At 43.0% G+C, this 16,353-nt stretch carries 12 protein-coding genes and 1 tRNA gene; 4 read left to right on the top strand and 9 right to left on the bottom strand.

The features are described from left to right. Window positions 1-254 precede the first annotated feature (254 nt). Complete coding sequence (locus LJF29_RS05270; RefSeq protein ID WP_029441305.1) at window positions 255-800, top strand: IseA DL-endopeptidase inhibitor family protein; 546 nt, start codon at window positions 255-257, stop codon at window positions 798-800. 91 nt (window positions 801-891) lie between these two features. On the opposite strand, the gene LJF29_RS05265 is transcribed toward LJF29_RS05270, so the two are convergent. From LJF29_RS05265 to LJF29_RS05255, 3 genes are all read right to left on the bottom strand, one after another. Beyond that, window positions 892-964: transfer RNA gene (locus LJF29_RS05265), tRNA-Arg, on the bottom strand. Window positions 965-1,018: 54 nt separating this feature from the next. After that, window positions 1,019-1,564, bottom strand: coding sequence for a site-specific integrase (locus tag LJF29_RS05260; RefSeq protein WP_229147369.1), 546 nt, complete (start codon window positions 1,562-1,564; stop codon window positions 1,019-1,021). A gap of 315 nt (window positions 1,565-1,879) precedes the next feature. Further along, window positions 1,880-2,110 carry an excisionase family DNA-binding protein gene (locus LJF29_RS05255; RefSeq protein ID WP_168747982.1) on the bottom strand — a complete coding sequence of 77 codons (231 nt, stop codon included), beginning with the start codon at window positions 2,108-2,110 and terminating at the stop codon, window positions 1,880-1,882. Window positions 2,111-2,300: 190 nt separating this feature from the next. On the opposite strand from LJF29_RS05255, the gene ggt reads away from it, so the two are divergent. After that, a complete protein-coding gene (ggt, locus tag LJF29_RS05250; RefSeq protein ID WP_229147368.1) occupies window positions 2,301-4,064 on the top strand; it encodes a gamma-glutamyltransferase in 1,764 nt (587 codons plus the stop codon). Between the two features lie 256 nt (window positions 4,065-4,320). On the opposite strand, the gene LJF29_RS05245 is transcribed toward ggt, so the two are convergent. After that, a complete protein-coding gene (locus LJF29_RS05245; RefSeq protein WP_229147366.1) occupies window positions 4,321-5,190 on the bottom strand; it encodes a LysR family transcriptional regulator in 870 nt (289 codons plus the stop codon). A gap of 128 nt (window positions 5,191-5,318) precedes the next feature. Here LJF29_RS05245 and LJF29_RS05240 point away from each other — a divergent pair, with 128 nt between their 5' ends. Next, window positions 5,319-6,308 (top strand): zinc-binding dehydrogenase, encoded by a 990-nt coding sequence (locus LJF29_RS05240; protein WP_229147362.1) that lies wholly within the window; start codon window positions 5,319-5,321, stop codon window positions 6,306-6,308. A gap of 55 nt (window positions 6,309-6,363) precedes the next feature. On the opposite strand, the gene gltD is transcribed toward LJF29_RS05240, so the two are convergent. Together gltD and gltB are read right to left on the bottom strand one after the other, a co-directional pair. Beyond that, window positions 6,364-7,845 carry a glutamate synthase small subunit gene (gene gltD, locus LJF29_RS05235; protein ID WP_229147360.1) on the bottom strand — a complete coding sequence of 494 codons (1,482 nt, stop codon included), beginning with the start codon at window positions 7,843-7,845 and terminating at the stop codon, window positions 6,364-6,366. Between the two features lie 16 nt (window positions 7,846-7,861). After that, window positions 7,862-12,424: a glutamate synthase large subunit gene (gene gltB, locus LJF29_RS05230; RefSeq protein WP_229147358.1), complete on the bottom strand. Its 4,563-nt coding sequence runs from the start codon at window positions 12,422-12,424 to the stop codon at window positions 7,862-7,864. A gap of 146 nt (window positions 12,425-12,570) precedes the next feature. Here gltB and gltC point away from each other — a divergent pair, with 146 nt between their 5' ends. Then, the gene (gltC, locus tag LJF29_RS05225; RefSeq protein ID WP_024121635.1) at window positions 12,571-13,473 is read left to right on the top strand and encodes a glutamate biosynthesis transcriptional regulator GltC; all 903 of its coding nucleotides are present in this window, start codon (window positions 12,571-12,573) and stop codon (window positions 13,471-13,473) included. Between the two features lie 57 nt (window positions 13,474-13,530). On the opposite strand, the gene proB is transcribed toward gltC, so the two are convergent. From proB to rtp, 3 genes are all read right to left on the bottom strand, one after another. Next, a complete protein-coding gene (gene proB, locus LJF29_RS05220; RefSeq protein ID WP_229147352.1) occupies window positions 13,531-14,646 on the bottom strand; it encodes a glutamate 5-kinase in 1,116 nt (371 codons plus the stop codon). A gap of 15 nt (window positions 14,647-14,661) precedes the next feature. Continuing rightward, the gene (proC, locus tag LJF29_RS05215; RefSeq protein WP_229147586.1) at window positions 14,662-15,540 is read right to left on the bottom strand and encodes a pyrroline-5-carboxylate reductase; all 879 of its coding nucleotides are present in this window, start codon (window positions 15,538-15,540) and stop codon (window positions 14,662-14,664) included. Between the two features lie 145 nt (window positions 15,541-15,685). Next, on the bottom strand, window positions 15,686-16,054 hold the full coding sequence (gene rtp, locus LJF29_RS05210; RefSeq protein WP_010334473.1) for a replication termination protein: 369 nt from the start codon (window positions 16,052-16,054) through the stop codon (window positions 15,686-15,688). Between the last annotated feature and the right edge of the window lie 299 nt (window positions 16,055-16,353).

Here is a 16,353-nt window from a genome sequence, read left to right as displayed (position 1 = left end):
ACGCGCTCCCGTTTCTTTTGAAATGAACACGACACGCAACATGTAACTATTCACCACAGTACTTATGAAACCCTTCCCGATTCTCCTATTTTTACACATTTTGAAGCATCAAGAATAAGCTAGCACGATACAGCATAGTCTTTTGGTGAGATGAAAGAATAAAAAAATAATTTATGCAAAAGTATTGTAATCTAAACGTAACTATTGTAACATTTGTAACATAAGAGAAAGAGATTTTAAAGGAGAGAGCCACATTGAAAAAATATCTTCTGTTTCTAACCACTATTGCACTTATTCTGTCATTAAACACAAATGCATTTGCAAAAAACACATCCGGGGATTTATCACAAAAACAAGCATTGCAGCTGGCCCTAACAGCTAGAGAGCATTTTTGGAATACAATGAGCGGACACAATCCAAAAGCGAAGAAAGCAGTTTGCCCATCAGGCACATTTGAGCATCAAAATCTTCAGTACGTATACATGTGCAGTGACCTTGGCACAAAAGAAAAAGCTGTGAATTACTTAACACCTATTTTCTCAAAATCAGCGATTGAAAAAGGCTTTAAAGACTATCATTTTATTGTTTCAAAAGGGAAACTGGCTGTTCCGATCGGTGACGGAGACAATCTCTTAAATTGGAAAAAATCAACCGCTAAACTCATTTCTAAAAAAGGCGGCACAGTCACATATGAATTTACCGTTCCTACTTTGGACGGATCACCTTCAGCAAAACGGAAAGTGACATTTGTAAAAGAGAACAAAAAATGGAAAGTAAATCGCTTTGACGCAGTTATATAAGAAAAAACGCCCGTTTCCCGGGCGTTTTTTTATATTGAGAATAAAAAAGACAATGGACGTATCAACCACCATTGCCCTTTTGTTTTTATTACGCTCTAGGAGAGATTCGAACTCCCGACCTGCAGTTTAGGAAACTGCTGCACTATCCGCTGTGCTACTAGAGCTTTTTTGATATCTATATAGTAGCTCCGATTGTCACGATTTTCAAGCCATTTGATTTACAGCCCTCCAAATACCTTATAAGCAGCTCTTGTTGTATCTTCATCGATTCCAATATAACGCATTGTAATTGAGGGTGATGAATGATTAAGAATTCTCTGCAGCTCAGCGATATCTTTTGTCCGCTGGTAGAAGTGATAGCCAAATGTTTTCCGGAGCGTATGGGTCCCTATTTCCTCAAGTCCGCACGCTTCGGCTGCCTCTCTTAAAATTCTGTATGCCTGAATGCGTGAAATTGGCTTTCTGGTTCGGACAGATTTAAATAGGTATTCATTTTCTTTCATATCTTTCGTATACTCGTGTATTTCTGCTTTCAAAGATTCTAAAATGAGAATCTTCCTTTTCTTTTTAGTTTTGCTTTCAGTCGCCCATAAATGGTCTTTATTTCTGACATCTTTCACTTGAAGCGGCAAAATATCAGAAATTCGGAGCGCGCTGTTAATGCCGAAAATAAACAAAAAATAATCACGCTTGTTTTTGCTGCGTAAATACTGTTTTACATCTTGAATTTTCTCTAAACTGCGGATCGGCTGTACAATATGCATCAAAAAACTCCTTAAAAACCGTTATGTAACGTTTTGAGGTCTATGTTACTATTATAGCGGAAAAACGTTGAATGTCAAAGTCCGGGAGCGCTTATGTAACATAATATACATAGTGTTACATAAGCAGGAAGAAGATCTCTTGAAACACCCTATCCTCTTAAAAGGTGTTTTCAGACTTATATGGAGCTTTTCTGATCATTGAGACAAATTACTCTATCCCTTCCTAAAAAGGTCCTTAAAACGCAATCTGACGCTTCACTTTTTGAGATGCTCTTAAAAAAATATACAAAAAAAGACACAATTTGAAATTGCGTCCTAGTCTTCATCCTTCACATCGACATCTTCCGGAATCGGCTCATTTAATATTTCCTGCACGAGCGCTTTATAATTTTCCAGCTGTTCAAGATGTGTTTTGAATTGTCCTTTATAAATTAAAAATTGATCACCGTCATGTACGGCGCGTATTTTTCCTTCCAGTACCAAATTTTTAATATAATCCTCTGAAAGATTTGTATATTCTGCTGTTTCTTTAATGGTTAGATACATATGGGGGGTCCTTTCTGTTTCAATGATCCAATCGATGGTTCTACTATAGCACATGACTCACCCCAATATAATCAATTTCACACAGAAATATGGCTGAATGCTATAGATAATATACCATTTGTCACTTGTGAAACCGCTGTATTTTTTTTACGCTAAGATTGTAACATAACAGCTTAATAGGAGGGAGAACATGAAAAAAACATGGAACGTCTGTTTAGCAGCCCTGCTTAGTGTTCTGTTAGTCGCTGGAAGTGCTCCATTTCACGCGGAAGCTAAAAAGCCGCCCAAAGGCTATGACGAGTACAAGCAAGTAGATGTAGGCAAAGACGGAATGGTTGCAACTGCGCATCCTCTCGCTTCAGAGATCGGGGCTGACGTCTTGAAAAAAGGCGGAAATGCCATTGACGCGGCGGTTGCCATTCAGTTTGCGCTTAATGTCACAGAACCGATGATGTCAGGCATTGGCGGCGGCGGTTTTATGATGGTGTATGACGGAAAAACAAAAGATACGACGATCATCGACAGCCGCGAACGCGCTCCCGCAGGCGCAACTCCGGATATGTTTCTCGATGAAAACGGCAAAGCGATACCTTTCTCCGAACGTGTCACAAAAGGTACTGCCGTTGGTGTTCCGGGTACTCTGAAAGGGCTGGAAAAAGCTTTGGATAAATGGGGAACCCGTTCGATGAAACAATTAATTTCCCCCTCTATTAAACTCGCTGATAAAGGCTTTCCGATTGATTCAGTGTTAGCAAATGCGATTTCTGATTATCAGGAAAAATTATCACGGACTGCCGCAAAGGATGTATTTCTGCCGAATGGCGAGCCGCTTAAAGAAGGTGATACTCTCGTTCAAAAAGATTTGGCCAAAACCTTTAAGCTCATTCGTTCGAAAGGCATAGACGCCTTTTATGAAGGCAAATTCGCCAAAGCCCTTTCTGATACTGTTCAGGATTTCGGAGGATCAATGACCAAAAAAGATTTAGAAAATTATGATATTACAATTGACGAACCGATTTGGGGGGAATATCAAGGCTATCAAATTGCAACGACTCCTCCTCCAAGCTCTGGCGGCGTTTTCTTACTGCAAATGCTGAACATTCTCGATGATTTTAACCTTTCACAATATGATATCCGCTCATGGGAAAAATACCATCTGCTCGCTGAAACCATGCATTTGTCTTACGCTGACCGTGCGGCTTATGCAGGCGATCCCGAATTTGTAAATGTTCCTCTCAAAGGTTTGCTTCACCCCGACTATATAAAAGAGCGCCAGCAATTAATCAGTTTAGATGAAGTCAACAAAAAACCAAAAGCCGGTGATCCTTGGAAATACGAAGAAGGAACCGCAAACTATAAGCAAGTCGAACAGCCGAGTGATAAAGTAGACGGCCAAACGACACACTTTACCGTCGCGGACCGCTGGGGCAATGTTGTTTCCTATACCACAACAATTGAACAGCTGTTTGGAACAGGCATTATGGTTCCTGATTACGGGGTCATTTTAAACAATGAACTAACAGATTTTGATGCGGTTCCAGGCGGAGCCAACGAAGTTCAGCCGAACAAGCGGCCTTTAAGCAGCATGACTCCGACGATTTTGTTTAAAGATGACAAACCAGTTCTCACCGTCGGATCTCCTGGAGGGGCAACGATTATTTCTTCCGTGCTGCAAACCATCCTCTATAATATCGAATATGGAATGGAATTAAAAGCAGCGGTTGAAGAGCCGAGAATTTACACAAACAGTATGAACTCCTACAGATACGAAGACGGAGTTCCAGAGGATGCACTCAGCAAATTAAAAGACAAGGGCCATAAATTCGGCACAAGTCCAGTAGACATCGGAAACGTGCAAAGCATTTTTATAGACCGAGAAAACGGCACCTTCAAAGGAGTAGCCGATTCAAGCAGAAACGGCGCAGCGATCGGAATTAATTTGAAACATAAATAAAAAAGAAAAACTGTACTCATTTTAGCCGAGTACAGTTTTTTCTATGGACGATTAATCATGCTCGCGGTCCTCGCAAACTCTTTAAGGTACGAATACCGTTCAATATAACATCCAGACATGTGCCAGACAACAAATCGAATCGCATAAAGGTTTATCAGCTAATCAATTCAAATCCCTTAATGCCTTTTTGAAAATAGTTTCCAGCTTACGGAAACAAAAATCTATCCAAGCATCCCTCTGAATCTTCTCTTTTTGATTAGACTGATGGAATAAATTCGGTCTCATTCAATTCTGCAATAAACCGCTGAAATGCACTGGTCATAAAAAAGTCTTTTCTGTAAATAAACACGATCGTCATATCCTGATATGATGCGGGAAGCTGGTGAACGTACACCCTTTGGCGATAGGCTGAGCAGGCAATGGCCGACTTTGGCAGCAGCGCCGTTCCCAAACCAGCGGAAACACCTCTGATAACAGCTTCCAATGTGCCAAATTCTATGATTTTTTGCTGTTGAATACCTGCTTCCTCTAGTAATCTTTTGACTCTATCGCGATGAGAGCAGCCGGTTCCAAAAAAGAGCATTGGCAGCCGAAGCATGTCCTCTATCGCCCCTTCCTCCGGTGATATTAACACCAATTCCTCACGGGAAACAGGAATTTGTTTGATATCCGTGTATTCAACAGGACCGTACACAAAAGCGCCATCCACCTTATGATCTAGAACTTGCCGAACCAAACTGTGCGTATCACCTGTGTTCACTGATAAATCAACTTCAGGAAAACGTCTGAGGAATGAAGCTGCATGTTCAGGCAGGTGAGTGACCGCTGTTGTTTCCAATGCTCCAAGCCGCAATGGCCCTTTCGGATGCTGATTTAATTGTGCTGATTTCTCAGCTTCGTCTAATAATGATAACACTTGATCTGCGTATTGTAATAGGTTTTCCCCCGCAGCCGTTAACTTCATTCCACGATTTGTCCGGTGAAATAACTTGATATTCAGATCTGTTTCAAGCTTATGGATTCTTGCTGTTACATTAGATTGAACATAATTCAGCTGCCGGGCTGCTTTTGATATACTTCCTTCACGGGCAACAGCCCGGAATATCTTTAATTCTCCACTTTCCACACGCTGTCACCTTCTTGCTATGATTAAAAGTGATACCGACAATCATTTTTGTTCATTTTACTTGAAGAAAACCGCTGTGTAAAATATGTGAAGGTCATAGATTACGAGGGAATTAGGAGGCAGACGGCATGAAAGCGGTTGTTCATAACGGAAAAAGCGGACTTCGGGGGTTAGTGTATCAAGACATCCCTTCTCAAAGTCCCGGATACGGAGAAGTGAAAGTAAAGTTGAAAACGGCGGGATTAAATCATCGGGACCTGTTTCTCATGAAAAATAAAACCGAACAAGATCCTGAGTTTATTCTGGGCTCTGACGGTGCTGGCATGATTGAAGCGGTCGGTGAAGGTGTAAATGATCTGGCTGTTCATACAGAAGTGGTGATTTTACCGACATTGAATTGGGAAGGAACAGATGATGTACCTCCTGTTCCGGATATTTTGGGAGGCCCTTCAAACGGAACACTTGCTGAATATGTGATCATTCCTTCACAAAACGCAGTGAAAAAACCTTCTTATCTATCCTGGGAGGAAGCAGGCGTTTTGCCATTATCAGCTCTGACCGCATATCGAGCACTTTTTACAAAGGCCCAATTAAAAAAAGGCGAACATATTTTGATACCCGGAATTGGAAGCGGCGTTGCAACCTACGCGCTATTAATGGCTAAAGCAATTGGAGCAACTGTAAGCGTGACTTCTCGAAGCCAGGAGAAAAGAAAAAGAGCAATACAATTAGGAGCTGACCATGCTTTTGACAGTTACAGCAATTGGTCTGAACATCTTCAAGGACAAAAAGCTGATGTCATTCTCGACAGCATAGGGCCGGCCCTCTTTTCAGAATACTTTGATCATGTGAAACCGAACGGCCGTATTGTCAGCTTTGGTGCAAGTTCGGGTAATAATCTCAGTTTTCCACTGCGGTCTTTATTCTTTCCGCAAATCAATCTATTGGGAACGTCAATGGGAAGCAGTGATGAATTTCATGAAATGCTGCATTTTATGGAAAAACATAAACTTCGGCCCGTGCTTGACCGGACATATCCTATAGAACAAGCACATGAAGCATATACCAGAATGCAGGAAGGCAGCCAATTTGGGAACATCGGGATCACAATAGATTAAAAAAGAAACCGGCTGACAAACAGTCCGGTTTCTTTTTTTATATAATCCCCTTTTTTTACGGCAGAACGGAACTCCCCATCAAATACCGATCAACTTCACGCGCCACTTCACGGCCTTCATTAATCGCCCATACGATTAAACTTTGCCCTCTTCTTGCATCCCCTGCGGCGAAAACACCATCGATATTTGTTTTATACTCCCCATATGCTGCGCTGATTTTGTTGTTATTAGAATCAACACCGAATTGTTTTAAAAGCGGCTGTTCTGTGCCTTCAAAGCCGATAGCGATAAAGACGAGCTGAGCAGGCCATACTTTTTCAGTTCCAGGCAGTTCGCGGAACTCGTATTTTCCATGCTCATTTTTCACTTTCTCCATTTGAATCGTATGGAGCTCTTTCAATTTGCCGTTTTTATCGGCAACCAATTTTTTTGTTTGGATTGAATATTCTCTCGGATCTCTTCCGAATTTTGCTTCTGCTTCTTCATACGCATATTCAAGCGTAAAGACGTGCGGCTGTTCAGGCCACATATTATCATTCGTGCGAGCTGGAGGTAGTTTCGGGTGTTTGCCGAATTGGTGCACGCTTTTGGCTTTTTGGCGCAAAGCGGTAGCCACACAGTCAGCTCCTGTGTCTCCGCCTCCGATTACGATAACATCCTTCCCCTTCGCATCAATGAATCGCTTGTCTTTAAAGTTAGAATCTAAGTAGCTTTTTGTAGCAAGCGTCAAGTAATCCATCGCGTAGTGAACACCTTTTGATTTGCGTCCCTCGATTAATAGATCGCGCTGTTTTTGAGCTCCTGTGCAAAGGATCACGGCATCAAATTGCTCTTTCAGCTCATCAGCCGTTATATCAACGCCAATTTCCGTATTTGTAACAAAATCGATTCCTTCTTGCGTCAGCAACTTAATGCGGCGGTCGACAATTCCTTTTTCAAGTTTCATGTTTGGAATGCCGTAAGTTAAAAGTCCGCCCGCTCTGTCTGCGCGTTCAAATACAGTGACAGAATGTCCAGCCTGGTTCAGCTGGTCAGCACTCGCCAGTCCGGCTGGGCCCGATCCAACGACGGCAACTTTTTTGCCTGTTCGTTTTTTCGGAATTCTAGGCTGAATCCAGCCATTCTCAAACCCTTTATCGATAATGGTCCGTTCAATATTTTTAATCGATACGGCCGGGTCGGAAATTGCTAGTGTACATGAGCCTTCACAAGGAGCGGGACAAACCCGCCCTGTGAATTCAGGAAAGTTGTTTGTTTTTAAAAGCCTTTCTAATGCTTCTTTCCATCTGCCTCTGTAGACAAGGTCGTTCCATTCAGGAATTAAGTTGTAAATCGGACAGCCGGATGTAAATCCGTTAATGTCAGCACCGATCTGGCAAAACGGTGTACCGCAATCCATACACCGCGCCCCCTGCCGTTTCGACGCTTCTTCTGAAAAAGGAGCAGAATATTCCTTCCAGTCCTTTAAGCGAGTGAGAGGGTCTCGCTCAGCTGGTTTTTCTCGTTTGATTTCCATAAATCCAGTTGGTTTCCCCATGTTCCTCTCCCCTTCCTTACTGCACTACCGCTTGTTTTTGTCCCGCCGGCGCTGTTTTCTGTTTTGGTTTCGTATTGGCTTCAAACGCGTACATAACGGCTTCTTCCTCAGATAAGCCCGCAGCTTTTTGCTCTTCGATGCTCGCAAGCATTTGTTTATAGTTTTTCGGAATCACTTTAATAAATTTTTTCACACTGTCTTCCCACTGTTCAAGCAGGTCTGCAGCTTTTTGGCTGTTTGTATACGCAGCATGCTTTTCAAGCATTGCTTTAACTTGTTGAATTTCTTTTTCATCCTCTAAAGACTCAAACAAAATCATTTCAAGGTTGCATTTGCGTTTAAATGCTTTTACATCTTCGGCCAATACATACGCGATTCCGCCGGACATACCAGCCGCGAAGTTTTTGCCGACATCACCCAGTACGACAACACTTCCGCCTGTCATGTATTCACAGCCGTGATCACCGATGCCTTCAACAACAACATTCACACCGCTGTTCCGAACGGCAAAGCGTTCACCTGCACGACCGTTAATATATGCTTCTCCGCTCGTCGCGCCATAGAATGCCACGTTGCCGATAATCACATTTTCATGTGATGCGGAGTTGAATCCTTCCGGTGATTTGACAATGATTTTTCCGCCAGACAGACCTTTTCCGACGTAGTCATTTGAATCTCCGTCTAAATAAAGCGTCATGCCTTTAGGAACGAACGCTCCAAAGCTTTGGCCGGCTGATCCTGTGAATTGCAGCTTAATCGTATCTTCCGGAAGTCCTTCTTCACCGTAACGTTTCGAAATTTCACTGCCTGTTACAGTGCCTGCTACACGGTTTGTGTTATTGATTTCGACTGAAATATCAGCTTCTTTCCCAAATTCAATGGCATCTTTTACAGCAGGAAGAATCGTTGTGATATCGAGCGATTGATCAATTTTATGGTTTTGCGGTGTTTGGAATGTCCGTACGCCTTCCGGCTGATAAAGAAGAGTGGACAAATCAAGCTGGCTCGCTTTCCAATGCGCCTTTGCCCGCTCACTCACGTTAAGTGCGTCAGTGCGGCCGATCATTTCATCGAACGTTTTAAAACCTAATGCAGCCATGTATTCACGGACTTCTTCAGCAATAAACAGCATGTAGTTCACAATATGATCAGGATCTCCCATGAACTTTTTGCGAAGTTCAGGATTTTGAGTCGCTACCCCGACAGGACATGTATCCAAATGGCAGGCGCGCATCATAACACATCCGAGAACAACTAACGGAGCAGTTGCAAAACCGAATTCTTCGGCGCCGAGCAATGCGGCCATGACAACGTCCCGGCCTGTCATAAGCTTTCCGTCTGTTTCTAATACAACACGATCGCGAAGTCCGTTCAGCATTAAGGTTTGATGCGCTTCTGCAAGGCCAAGCTCCCACGGAAGCCCTGTATGTTTAATGCTTGTTTTAGGTGAAGCACCTGTACCTCCGTCATAACCGCTGATCACAATGACATCTGCAGTTGCTTTAGCAACACCCGCAGCAATCGTTCCGACACCCGCTTTCGAGACCAGCTTCACGCTGATTCTTGCATCACGGTTCGCATTTTTCAAATCGTGAATCAGCTGGGCTAAATCCTCGATTGAATAAATGTCATGGTGCGGAGGCGGTGAAATCAATCCGACCCCTGGTGTTGATCCGCGGACATCTGCAACCCAAGGATACACTTTATTGCCCGGCAGCTGTCCGCCTTCTCCCGGTTTTGCGCCTTGCGCCATTTTAATCTGCAGCTCATCGGCGTTGACTAAGTAATGGCTTTTTACACCAAATCGTCCGGATGCAATTTGTTTGATCGCACTTCTTCTGTCATCGCCGTTTTCATCCGGCACAAAGCGTTTTGGATCTTCTCCGCCTTCCCCGCTGTTGCTTTTTCCGCCCAAGCGGTTCATCGCAATCGCTAATGCTTCGTGGGCTTCCTTACTTAATGATCCAAATGACATCGCACCTGTTTTAAAACGTTTGACAATTGATTCAGCAGATTCTACTTCCTCCACTTTTAGAGGCTTGCGGTCTTCATCAAATGAGAACAGGTTTCGCAGGAATCCGATTCGTTCTTCATCTGCCGCTTTCGTATACTGTTTAAACAGATTGTAATCATTTCTGCGGCACGCCCACTGCAAGGTATGAATCGTTTTCGGGTTAAACGCGTGATGCTCTCCGCCGTTTCTCCATTGGAAGTCACTTCCCGGTTCAAGCGTTTTGCTGTAATCATCTTGATACGCTTCCTGGTGGCGGCGCTGCGCCTCTTCCGCAATGGTATTTAAGTCAATGCCGCCGAGCTGTGATGCTGTTCCCGTAAAATAACGGTCAATTACGTCATGGCTGATTCCTACCGCTTCAAAGATTTGGGCGCCCCTGTAGCTCTGTACAGTAGAAATCCCCATCTTCGACATCACTTTTACGACACCTTCGGTAATGCTTTTTCCATATTTGCTGACCGCTTCTTCATAGCTGATATCCAAACGGCCATCGTCAATCTCCTGCTTGTAGGTTGCATATGCCAGATAAGGATTGACAGCATCAGCACCATAGCCGATTAGAGCTGCAAAGTGATGAACTTCACGTGCTTCTCCCGATTCAACGATAATGCTGACTTTCGTGCGCAATCCTTTTCGGATTAAATGCTGGTGCAGTGCGCTGACTGCTAACAACGGCGGAATTGGCGTTAATTGATCATTCATTGCTCTATCGGACAGAATCAAAAGACTTACGCCTTGGTTGATTGCTTTCTCAGCTTGGGTGAACATGTCTTTTAACCCGCGTTCAAGATCTTCTGAAAACAGCACATTAATTTTTTGGCTTCTTAAATCTGGATGGACGATTGTTTTCAGTGCATAAAACTGCTCATTTGATAACACGGGTGTATACAGCTTGATTCGGCGAACGTTTCGTTCATTTGGATGAAGGAGATCGCCTTCTGCTCCGAGCCAAGTCATTGTTGAAGTCACGAGCTGCTCGCGAATCGCGTCAATCGGCGGGTTGGTAACCTGCGCAAACAACTGCTTAAAGTAATTAAACAGCGATTGCGGTCGATCGGACAAAACAGCAAGCGGCGAATCGTTCCCCATTGAGCCGAGAGGATCTTTTCCTTCTTTAATAACAGGAATTAAATATTTTTGAATATCCTCATATGTGTATCCAAACGCTTTCTGACGCGTAAGAAGATCCGCGAACTGTTCTTCCTCTCTTGTTTCCGGATCAGGATTCACTTGCACGAGCTCTTCCTCAAGCCATTTTTGGTATGGATATTCAGTTGCGATTTGTGTCTTTATTTCTTCATCAGAAATGATGCGGCCTTCTTCCAGGTCAATTAAAAGCATTTTTCCTGGTTCAAGGCGGTTTTTATATAAGACGTTTTCTTGTTCAACTTCAATAACGCCGACTTCAGATGAGAAAATAATATAATCATCCTTTGTCACATAATAACGAGCCGGACGTAAACCATTACGGTCAAGGATTGCACCGATTTGTTTTCCGTCAGTAAATGAAATGGCAGTCGGACCGTCCCAAGGCTCCATTAATGAACTGTGATACTCGTAGAACGCTCTTTTTTCTTTAGACATGTGCGTATTTTCTGTCCATGGCTCAGGAATCAGCATCATCGCCGTATGTGCCGGCTTGCGTCCCGCCATAACGAAAAACTCAAATGCGTTATCCAAAATGGAAGAGTCACTGCCGTCAGCATTCAGAATCGGAAGAATTTTATTGAGATCCTCACCAAAGCTTTCAGACACAAATTGCTGTTCACGTGCTCTCATCCAGTTGATATTTCCTCGAAGGGTGTTAATCTCACCATTGTGAACCAAATAGCGGTTTGGGTGTGCCCTTTCCCATGTAGGGAAGGTATTTGTGCTGAAGCGTGAATGAACTAGTGCAAAAGCGGATACGAATGCCTCATCTTGCAGATCGGAATAAAACGCATCAACCTGTTCAGGTGTTAAAAGGCCTTTATAAACAATAGTTTGGCTTGAAAGACTGGCAAAATAAAAATCTAGACCTTCCGTTACTCCCCAGTTTTCAGCCTGTTTACGAATGACATACAATTTTCGCTCAAACGACAAATCATCCTTCAGGTCAGAACTTGCGCCAATGAATACTTGACGGACAAAAGGACAGCTTTTTTGTGCTACTGTTCCGATTTTTCCGACATTTACAGGTGCAGTTCTCCATCCAAGCACTACTTGGCCTTCCTGTTCAATCAGTGCATTGATTTGCTTTTCGATTTTTTTTCTTTCATCTTCCTTCTGCGAGAAAAAGACCATTCCTACCCCGTAACGTCCTTTTTCAGGCAGATTGATATCTTTGCACTCTTTCTTAAAGAAAGCATCAGGGATTTGAACCAGTAAGCCGGCGCCGTCTCCCGTATCCGGATCACTGCCTTGGCCTCCTCTGTGGTCGAGCTGGCAAAGCATCTGCAGCCCCTGTTTGACGATGTCATGTGTCGCCTTGCCTTTTAAGTGCGCATATAGGCCGATTCCGCACGCATCATGTTCAAATTCAGGACGGTAGAGACCTTGAGCTTTTGGCATTTGATTGTAAGTCATAATTCCTCTCCCCCGATCAGTTTCCGATAATACCGGTCATAAAATCTAACAACTCTAATATTATTGTAGGTTTTCAAAACGATATAAACAATATATAATTTAGATCAAAAGAATCTCAAAATGAGATAGATGGATGTGAAACATACATGGAGCTGCGCCAACTGCGCTATTTTATGGAGGTTGCTGAGCGAGAACACGTTTCAGAAGCCGCTGATTATCTGCATGTGGCCCAATCAGCCATCAGCAGACAAATTGCAAACCTTGAAGAAGAATTAAATGTCACTTTATTTGAGCGTGAAGGGAGAAATATCAAACTCACTCCGATTGGAAAAGAATTTTTAATTCATGTCAAAACAGCGATGAAAGCCATCGATTATGCAAAAGAACAAATTGATGAGTACCTTGACCCGCATCGCGGAACAGTAAAAATTGGTTTTCCTACAAGCCTCGCCAGTCAGCTTCTGCCGACTGTCGTTTCGGCATTTAAAGAAGAATATCCGCACGTCGAGTTTTTGCTGCGCCAAGGCTCATATAAGTTTCTGATTGAAGCTGTCAGAAACCGCGATATCGATTTAGCGTTATTAGGCCCTGTGCCGACGAATTTTCCAGATATAGCAGGAAATATCCTATTCACAGAAAAAATTTACGCGCTTGTACCATTAAATCATCCGCTTGCCAAACAAAAAACGGTGCATTTAATTGATTTGCGCAACGATCAATTTGTGTTGTTTCCGGAAGGGTTTGTGCTCAGAAAAATGGCGATTGACTCTTGCAAACAGGCCGGGTTTGCCCCTCTTGTCTCTACGGAGGGTGAGGATTTGGACGCTATCAAAGGATTGGTGTCCGCAGGTATGGGTGTCACCCTCCTGCCGGAGAGCACTTTTGCTGAAACGACACCCCGATTTACAGTGAAAATTCCAATTGAGTTTCCTCAAGTTAAACGGACTGTCGGAATAATTAAGCCGAAAAACAGAGAGCTTGCACCGTCAGCGCAGGATTTTTATGAGTTTGTCATACAGTTTTTCTCGAAATTGGAACAGTATCAATAAAAAAAGAACCCGAGCTTCTGTGCGGAAGTTCGGGTTTTTTTCGTGTATGTCTTCTATTTAATATACAGGTAAAGATAAATCCAAATGGCATACAAACGCTTCCGGATCAATCACAGCTTTGTTTTTCATATCTTTATTTTTTTCGGGTGTCTCAAGCTGCGCGGAAGAATAATTGACGATCCCGAGGCCGATGTCTTCACCATGAGAATCAGTCAGGCGGACAACAGCGCCGCTTTTAAATTTTCCTTTAATCTCCCTTACACCATCTGGGTAAATACTCGATTGACCGTCAGCTATTTGGCCGGAACAGTCATCTGATAACACAATTTCACCTTCTGGTCCGGAATTAAAAGCGATCCACTGCTCTTTTTGATTCAACGGAAGCATTCCCTCAGCTTCAAAATAGGTGCCTTCCGCCTCTCCATGAACAGCTTGATATAATATATCGGCGGTGTCTGCCTGGCCAAGAAATCCTTTAATGCCAGATGCCATCACAATTTTAAACGCATCCAGTTTGGATCTCATGCCTCCGGTGCCGACTTCGCTGTCTGTATCGCCTGCGCACGCTTCAATTTCCGGTGTAATCTCACTGACCCGCTGCACCCTTTTCGCTTTTGGATTCTTTCGCGGATTGCCGTCATATAAACCGTCGATATCCGATAAAATCACAAGCAGGTCCGCATCGATTAATCCGGCGACTTTCGCTGCGAGTGTATCATTATCGCCAAACTTAAGCCGATTGACGGTCACTGTGTCATTTTCATTAATTATCGGGATAATACCGCGTTCAAGCAATACATTCATTGTGTTCCGAACATTGTGATATCGGTATTCATCAGAAAAGTCACTTCTCGTAATTAAAATCTGGGAAGCCACGTAACCGTGCGCCAAAAACAGCTTTGAATAAGCCTCCATCAGCAATCCTTGACCGATTGAAGCAGACGCTTGTTTTTCAGGCAGATTTTCTGGTCGCTGAAGAAATCCGAGCTTGCGATATCCTGCAGCTACTGCGCCGGAAGAAACCAGGATCACTTCATATCCGGCGTCTTTTAGTTTGGCGACCTGGTCCACTAAAGCTTCCAGTTTCCGAATGCTGATTTCCCCATGAAGACTTGTTAATGAACTGCTGCCGATCTTCACGACAACTCTTTTCATTTCTGTTTCAGACGTCACTTTATCACTCCTGTTTTATAGCGGTGCCGCTGTTTTTTCGAGATCATCGCTAATTTCCTTTGAACGCTTAGCTGCATGTTTAATGGCTTGGGAAATGGCTTCTCCGCCGCCGCTCTTCTTCAAAGCCTGCAATCCGGCAGCAGTCGTTCCATTTGGCGAGGTGATATTGTCTCTCAGCACCTCAGGCTGTTCTCCTGTTTCCATCAGCATTTTTGCAGCACCAAAGAGTGTCTGTGCACCGATGCTTCGTGATAATTGTTTATCGAGTCCCGCTTCTTCGCCCGTCTTTTCGATGAATTCCATTAAATAATAAAAATAAGCAGGGCCGCTGCCGGCAATTCCCGTGAAAATGTCCATTTGATTTTCCTGGATGGTATACACTTCACCCATACAGCCGAGCAAAGCCGCCGTCAGTTTTTCTAAATCATCTGTCACATGCCTGCCAAGCGCGATGGCAGTTGCAGAAGCGCCGATCATACTGGATGTGTTAGGCATTACTCTGACAACCGGCTGTTGATTATGCAATGATTGTTCAATATAAGAGGTGGTTATGCCGGCTAGCACCGACAAAATTAATTGATGGGGTTGGATACGTGTTTTTAATGATGACAGAGCGTGTTCGGCATCTTTTGGCTTCATCGCCAAAATGAGCACATCCATGTCTTCAATACATAAGTGATCCGGCGCCACGCCTTTGATTCCATATTGAAGTTCAAGCTCAGCTAATCGCTCCGTATTGCTGCGGTTTGTAACGCAGATGTTTTGTTTTGGGATTTTTTTGGCACGAACGATACCTGATATCATTCCTTCCGCCATAGATCCGGCTCCAATAAAAGCTACCTTTTTTTGATCAAAGATCGGTAACATCTCCTTTGTTCGCTTTTTTGTTCGTATTTTCACACGTTTAAAATGTTACCACGTGAGGAAATGATGTCAAGTTTGAAGGTCACTATTGATTTGTATTGTTTCATTTCGACAAATATGTATAATGAAAAACAGAAAACACCCGATACTCGTGGCTATACCGGGTTTTTCTATGTTAAAAATTATCTGACAGTGCTTTTTCAATCAGTTTTTTGCAGCGATCCAGCTCCACTTTCAGCTGTTTTTTATACAGCTTGGCTGCCTCGTAATCTTTAAATTGATAGAGGACAACTTCTTGAAGCTTAGCCCCTTCTTTCTTTACTTTGATTTGTTTTAATATCCCATCATCAAGGAGCTCATGCAAAGACCGGTAAACCTCTGTATGGTTTGGTTTAAAACCAATCTCTTTAAATTCTGATCGAAGCACTTCCAGAAGCTTTAATCCGTAGAGTCTTTTCTGCTCAGTCATGGTAATCATATAAAGTTTCAAAAATGCGCGCTGTTTGACCAAAAATCCAGTGGAACTTCTTTTTTCTTCTTTCATCGTCTGCACCCCTTCTCTGTAAACTGAGAATACTATGTACTAAATATTCAATTTTTCCTATTGTTCTCCTGCTTTCTATTAAGGATCTGGTTAATCGAGTTATTTTGTGATTGATGTTTATATGGCTAGAGAGAATAAAAGATATATTGAACATTTGGTACATAGTTTGTTTTGTTCATTATAACTTATTTTCACTATTATCTTCAATTTAAAACTATTGTCCGATTCACATTTTCTTCAATATATGTCCGTTGAATTGAAAAACAGCCTTTGATAACGTATGGATAAAGGAGATGATA

The organism is Bacillus sp. LBG-1-113, assembly GCF_020708615.1.
Lineage (GTDB): Bacteria > Bacillota > Bacilli > Bacillales > Bacillaceae > Bacillus > Bacillus mojavensis.
The sequence above is the reverse complement of the archived record's forward strand: the minus strand, read 5'-3'. Positions and strand labels throughout refer to the sequence as shown.

Excerpts from the sequence above, each read along its gene's own strand:
- ggt (WP_229147368.1), top strand. The coding sequence starts at position 2,301 with ATGAAAAAAACATGGAACGTCTGTTTAGCAGCCCTGCTTAGTGTTCTG.
- LJF29_RS05240 (WP_229147362.1), top strand. The coding sequence starts at position 5,319 with ATGAAAGCGGTTGTTCATAACGGAAAAAGCGGACTTCGGGGGTTAGTG.
- gltD (WP_229147360.1), bottom strand. The coding sequence starts at position 7,845 with ATGGGGAAACCAACTGGATTTATGGAAATCAAACGAGAAAAACCAGCT.
- rtp (WP_010334473.1), bottom strand. The coding sequence starts at position 16,054 with ATGAAAGAAGAAAAAAGAAGTTCCACTGGATTTTTGGTCAAACAGCGC.
- LJF29_RS05255 (WP_168747982.1), bottom strand. The coding sequence starts at position 2,110 with ATGTATCTAACCATTAAAGAAACAGCAGAATATACAAATCTTTCAGAG.
- gltB (WP_229147358.1), bottom strand. The coding sequence starts at position 12,424 with ATGACTTACAATCAAATGCCAAAAGCTCAAGGTCTCTACCGTCCTGAA.
- LJF29_RS05260 (WP_229147369.1), bottom strand. The coding sequence starts at position 1,564 with ATGCATATTGTACAGCCGATCCGCAGTTTAGAGAAAATTCAAGATGTA.
- gltC (WP_024121635.1), top strand. The coding sequence starts at position 12,571 with ATGGAGCTGCGCCAACTGCGCTATTTTATGGAGGTTGCTGAGCGAGAA.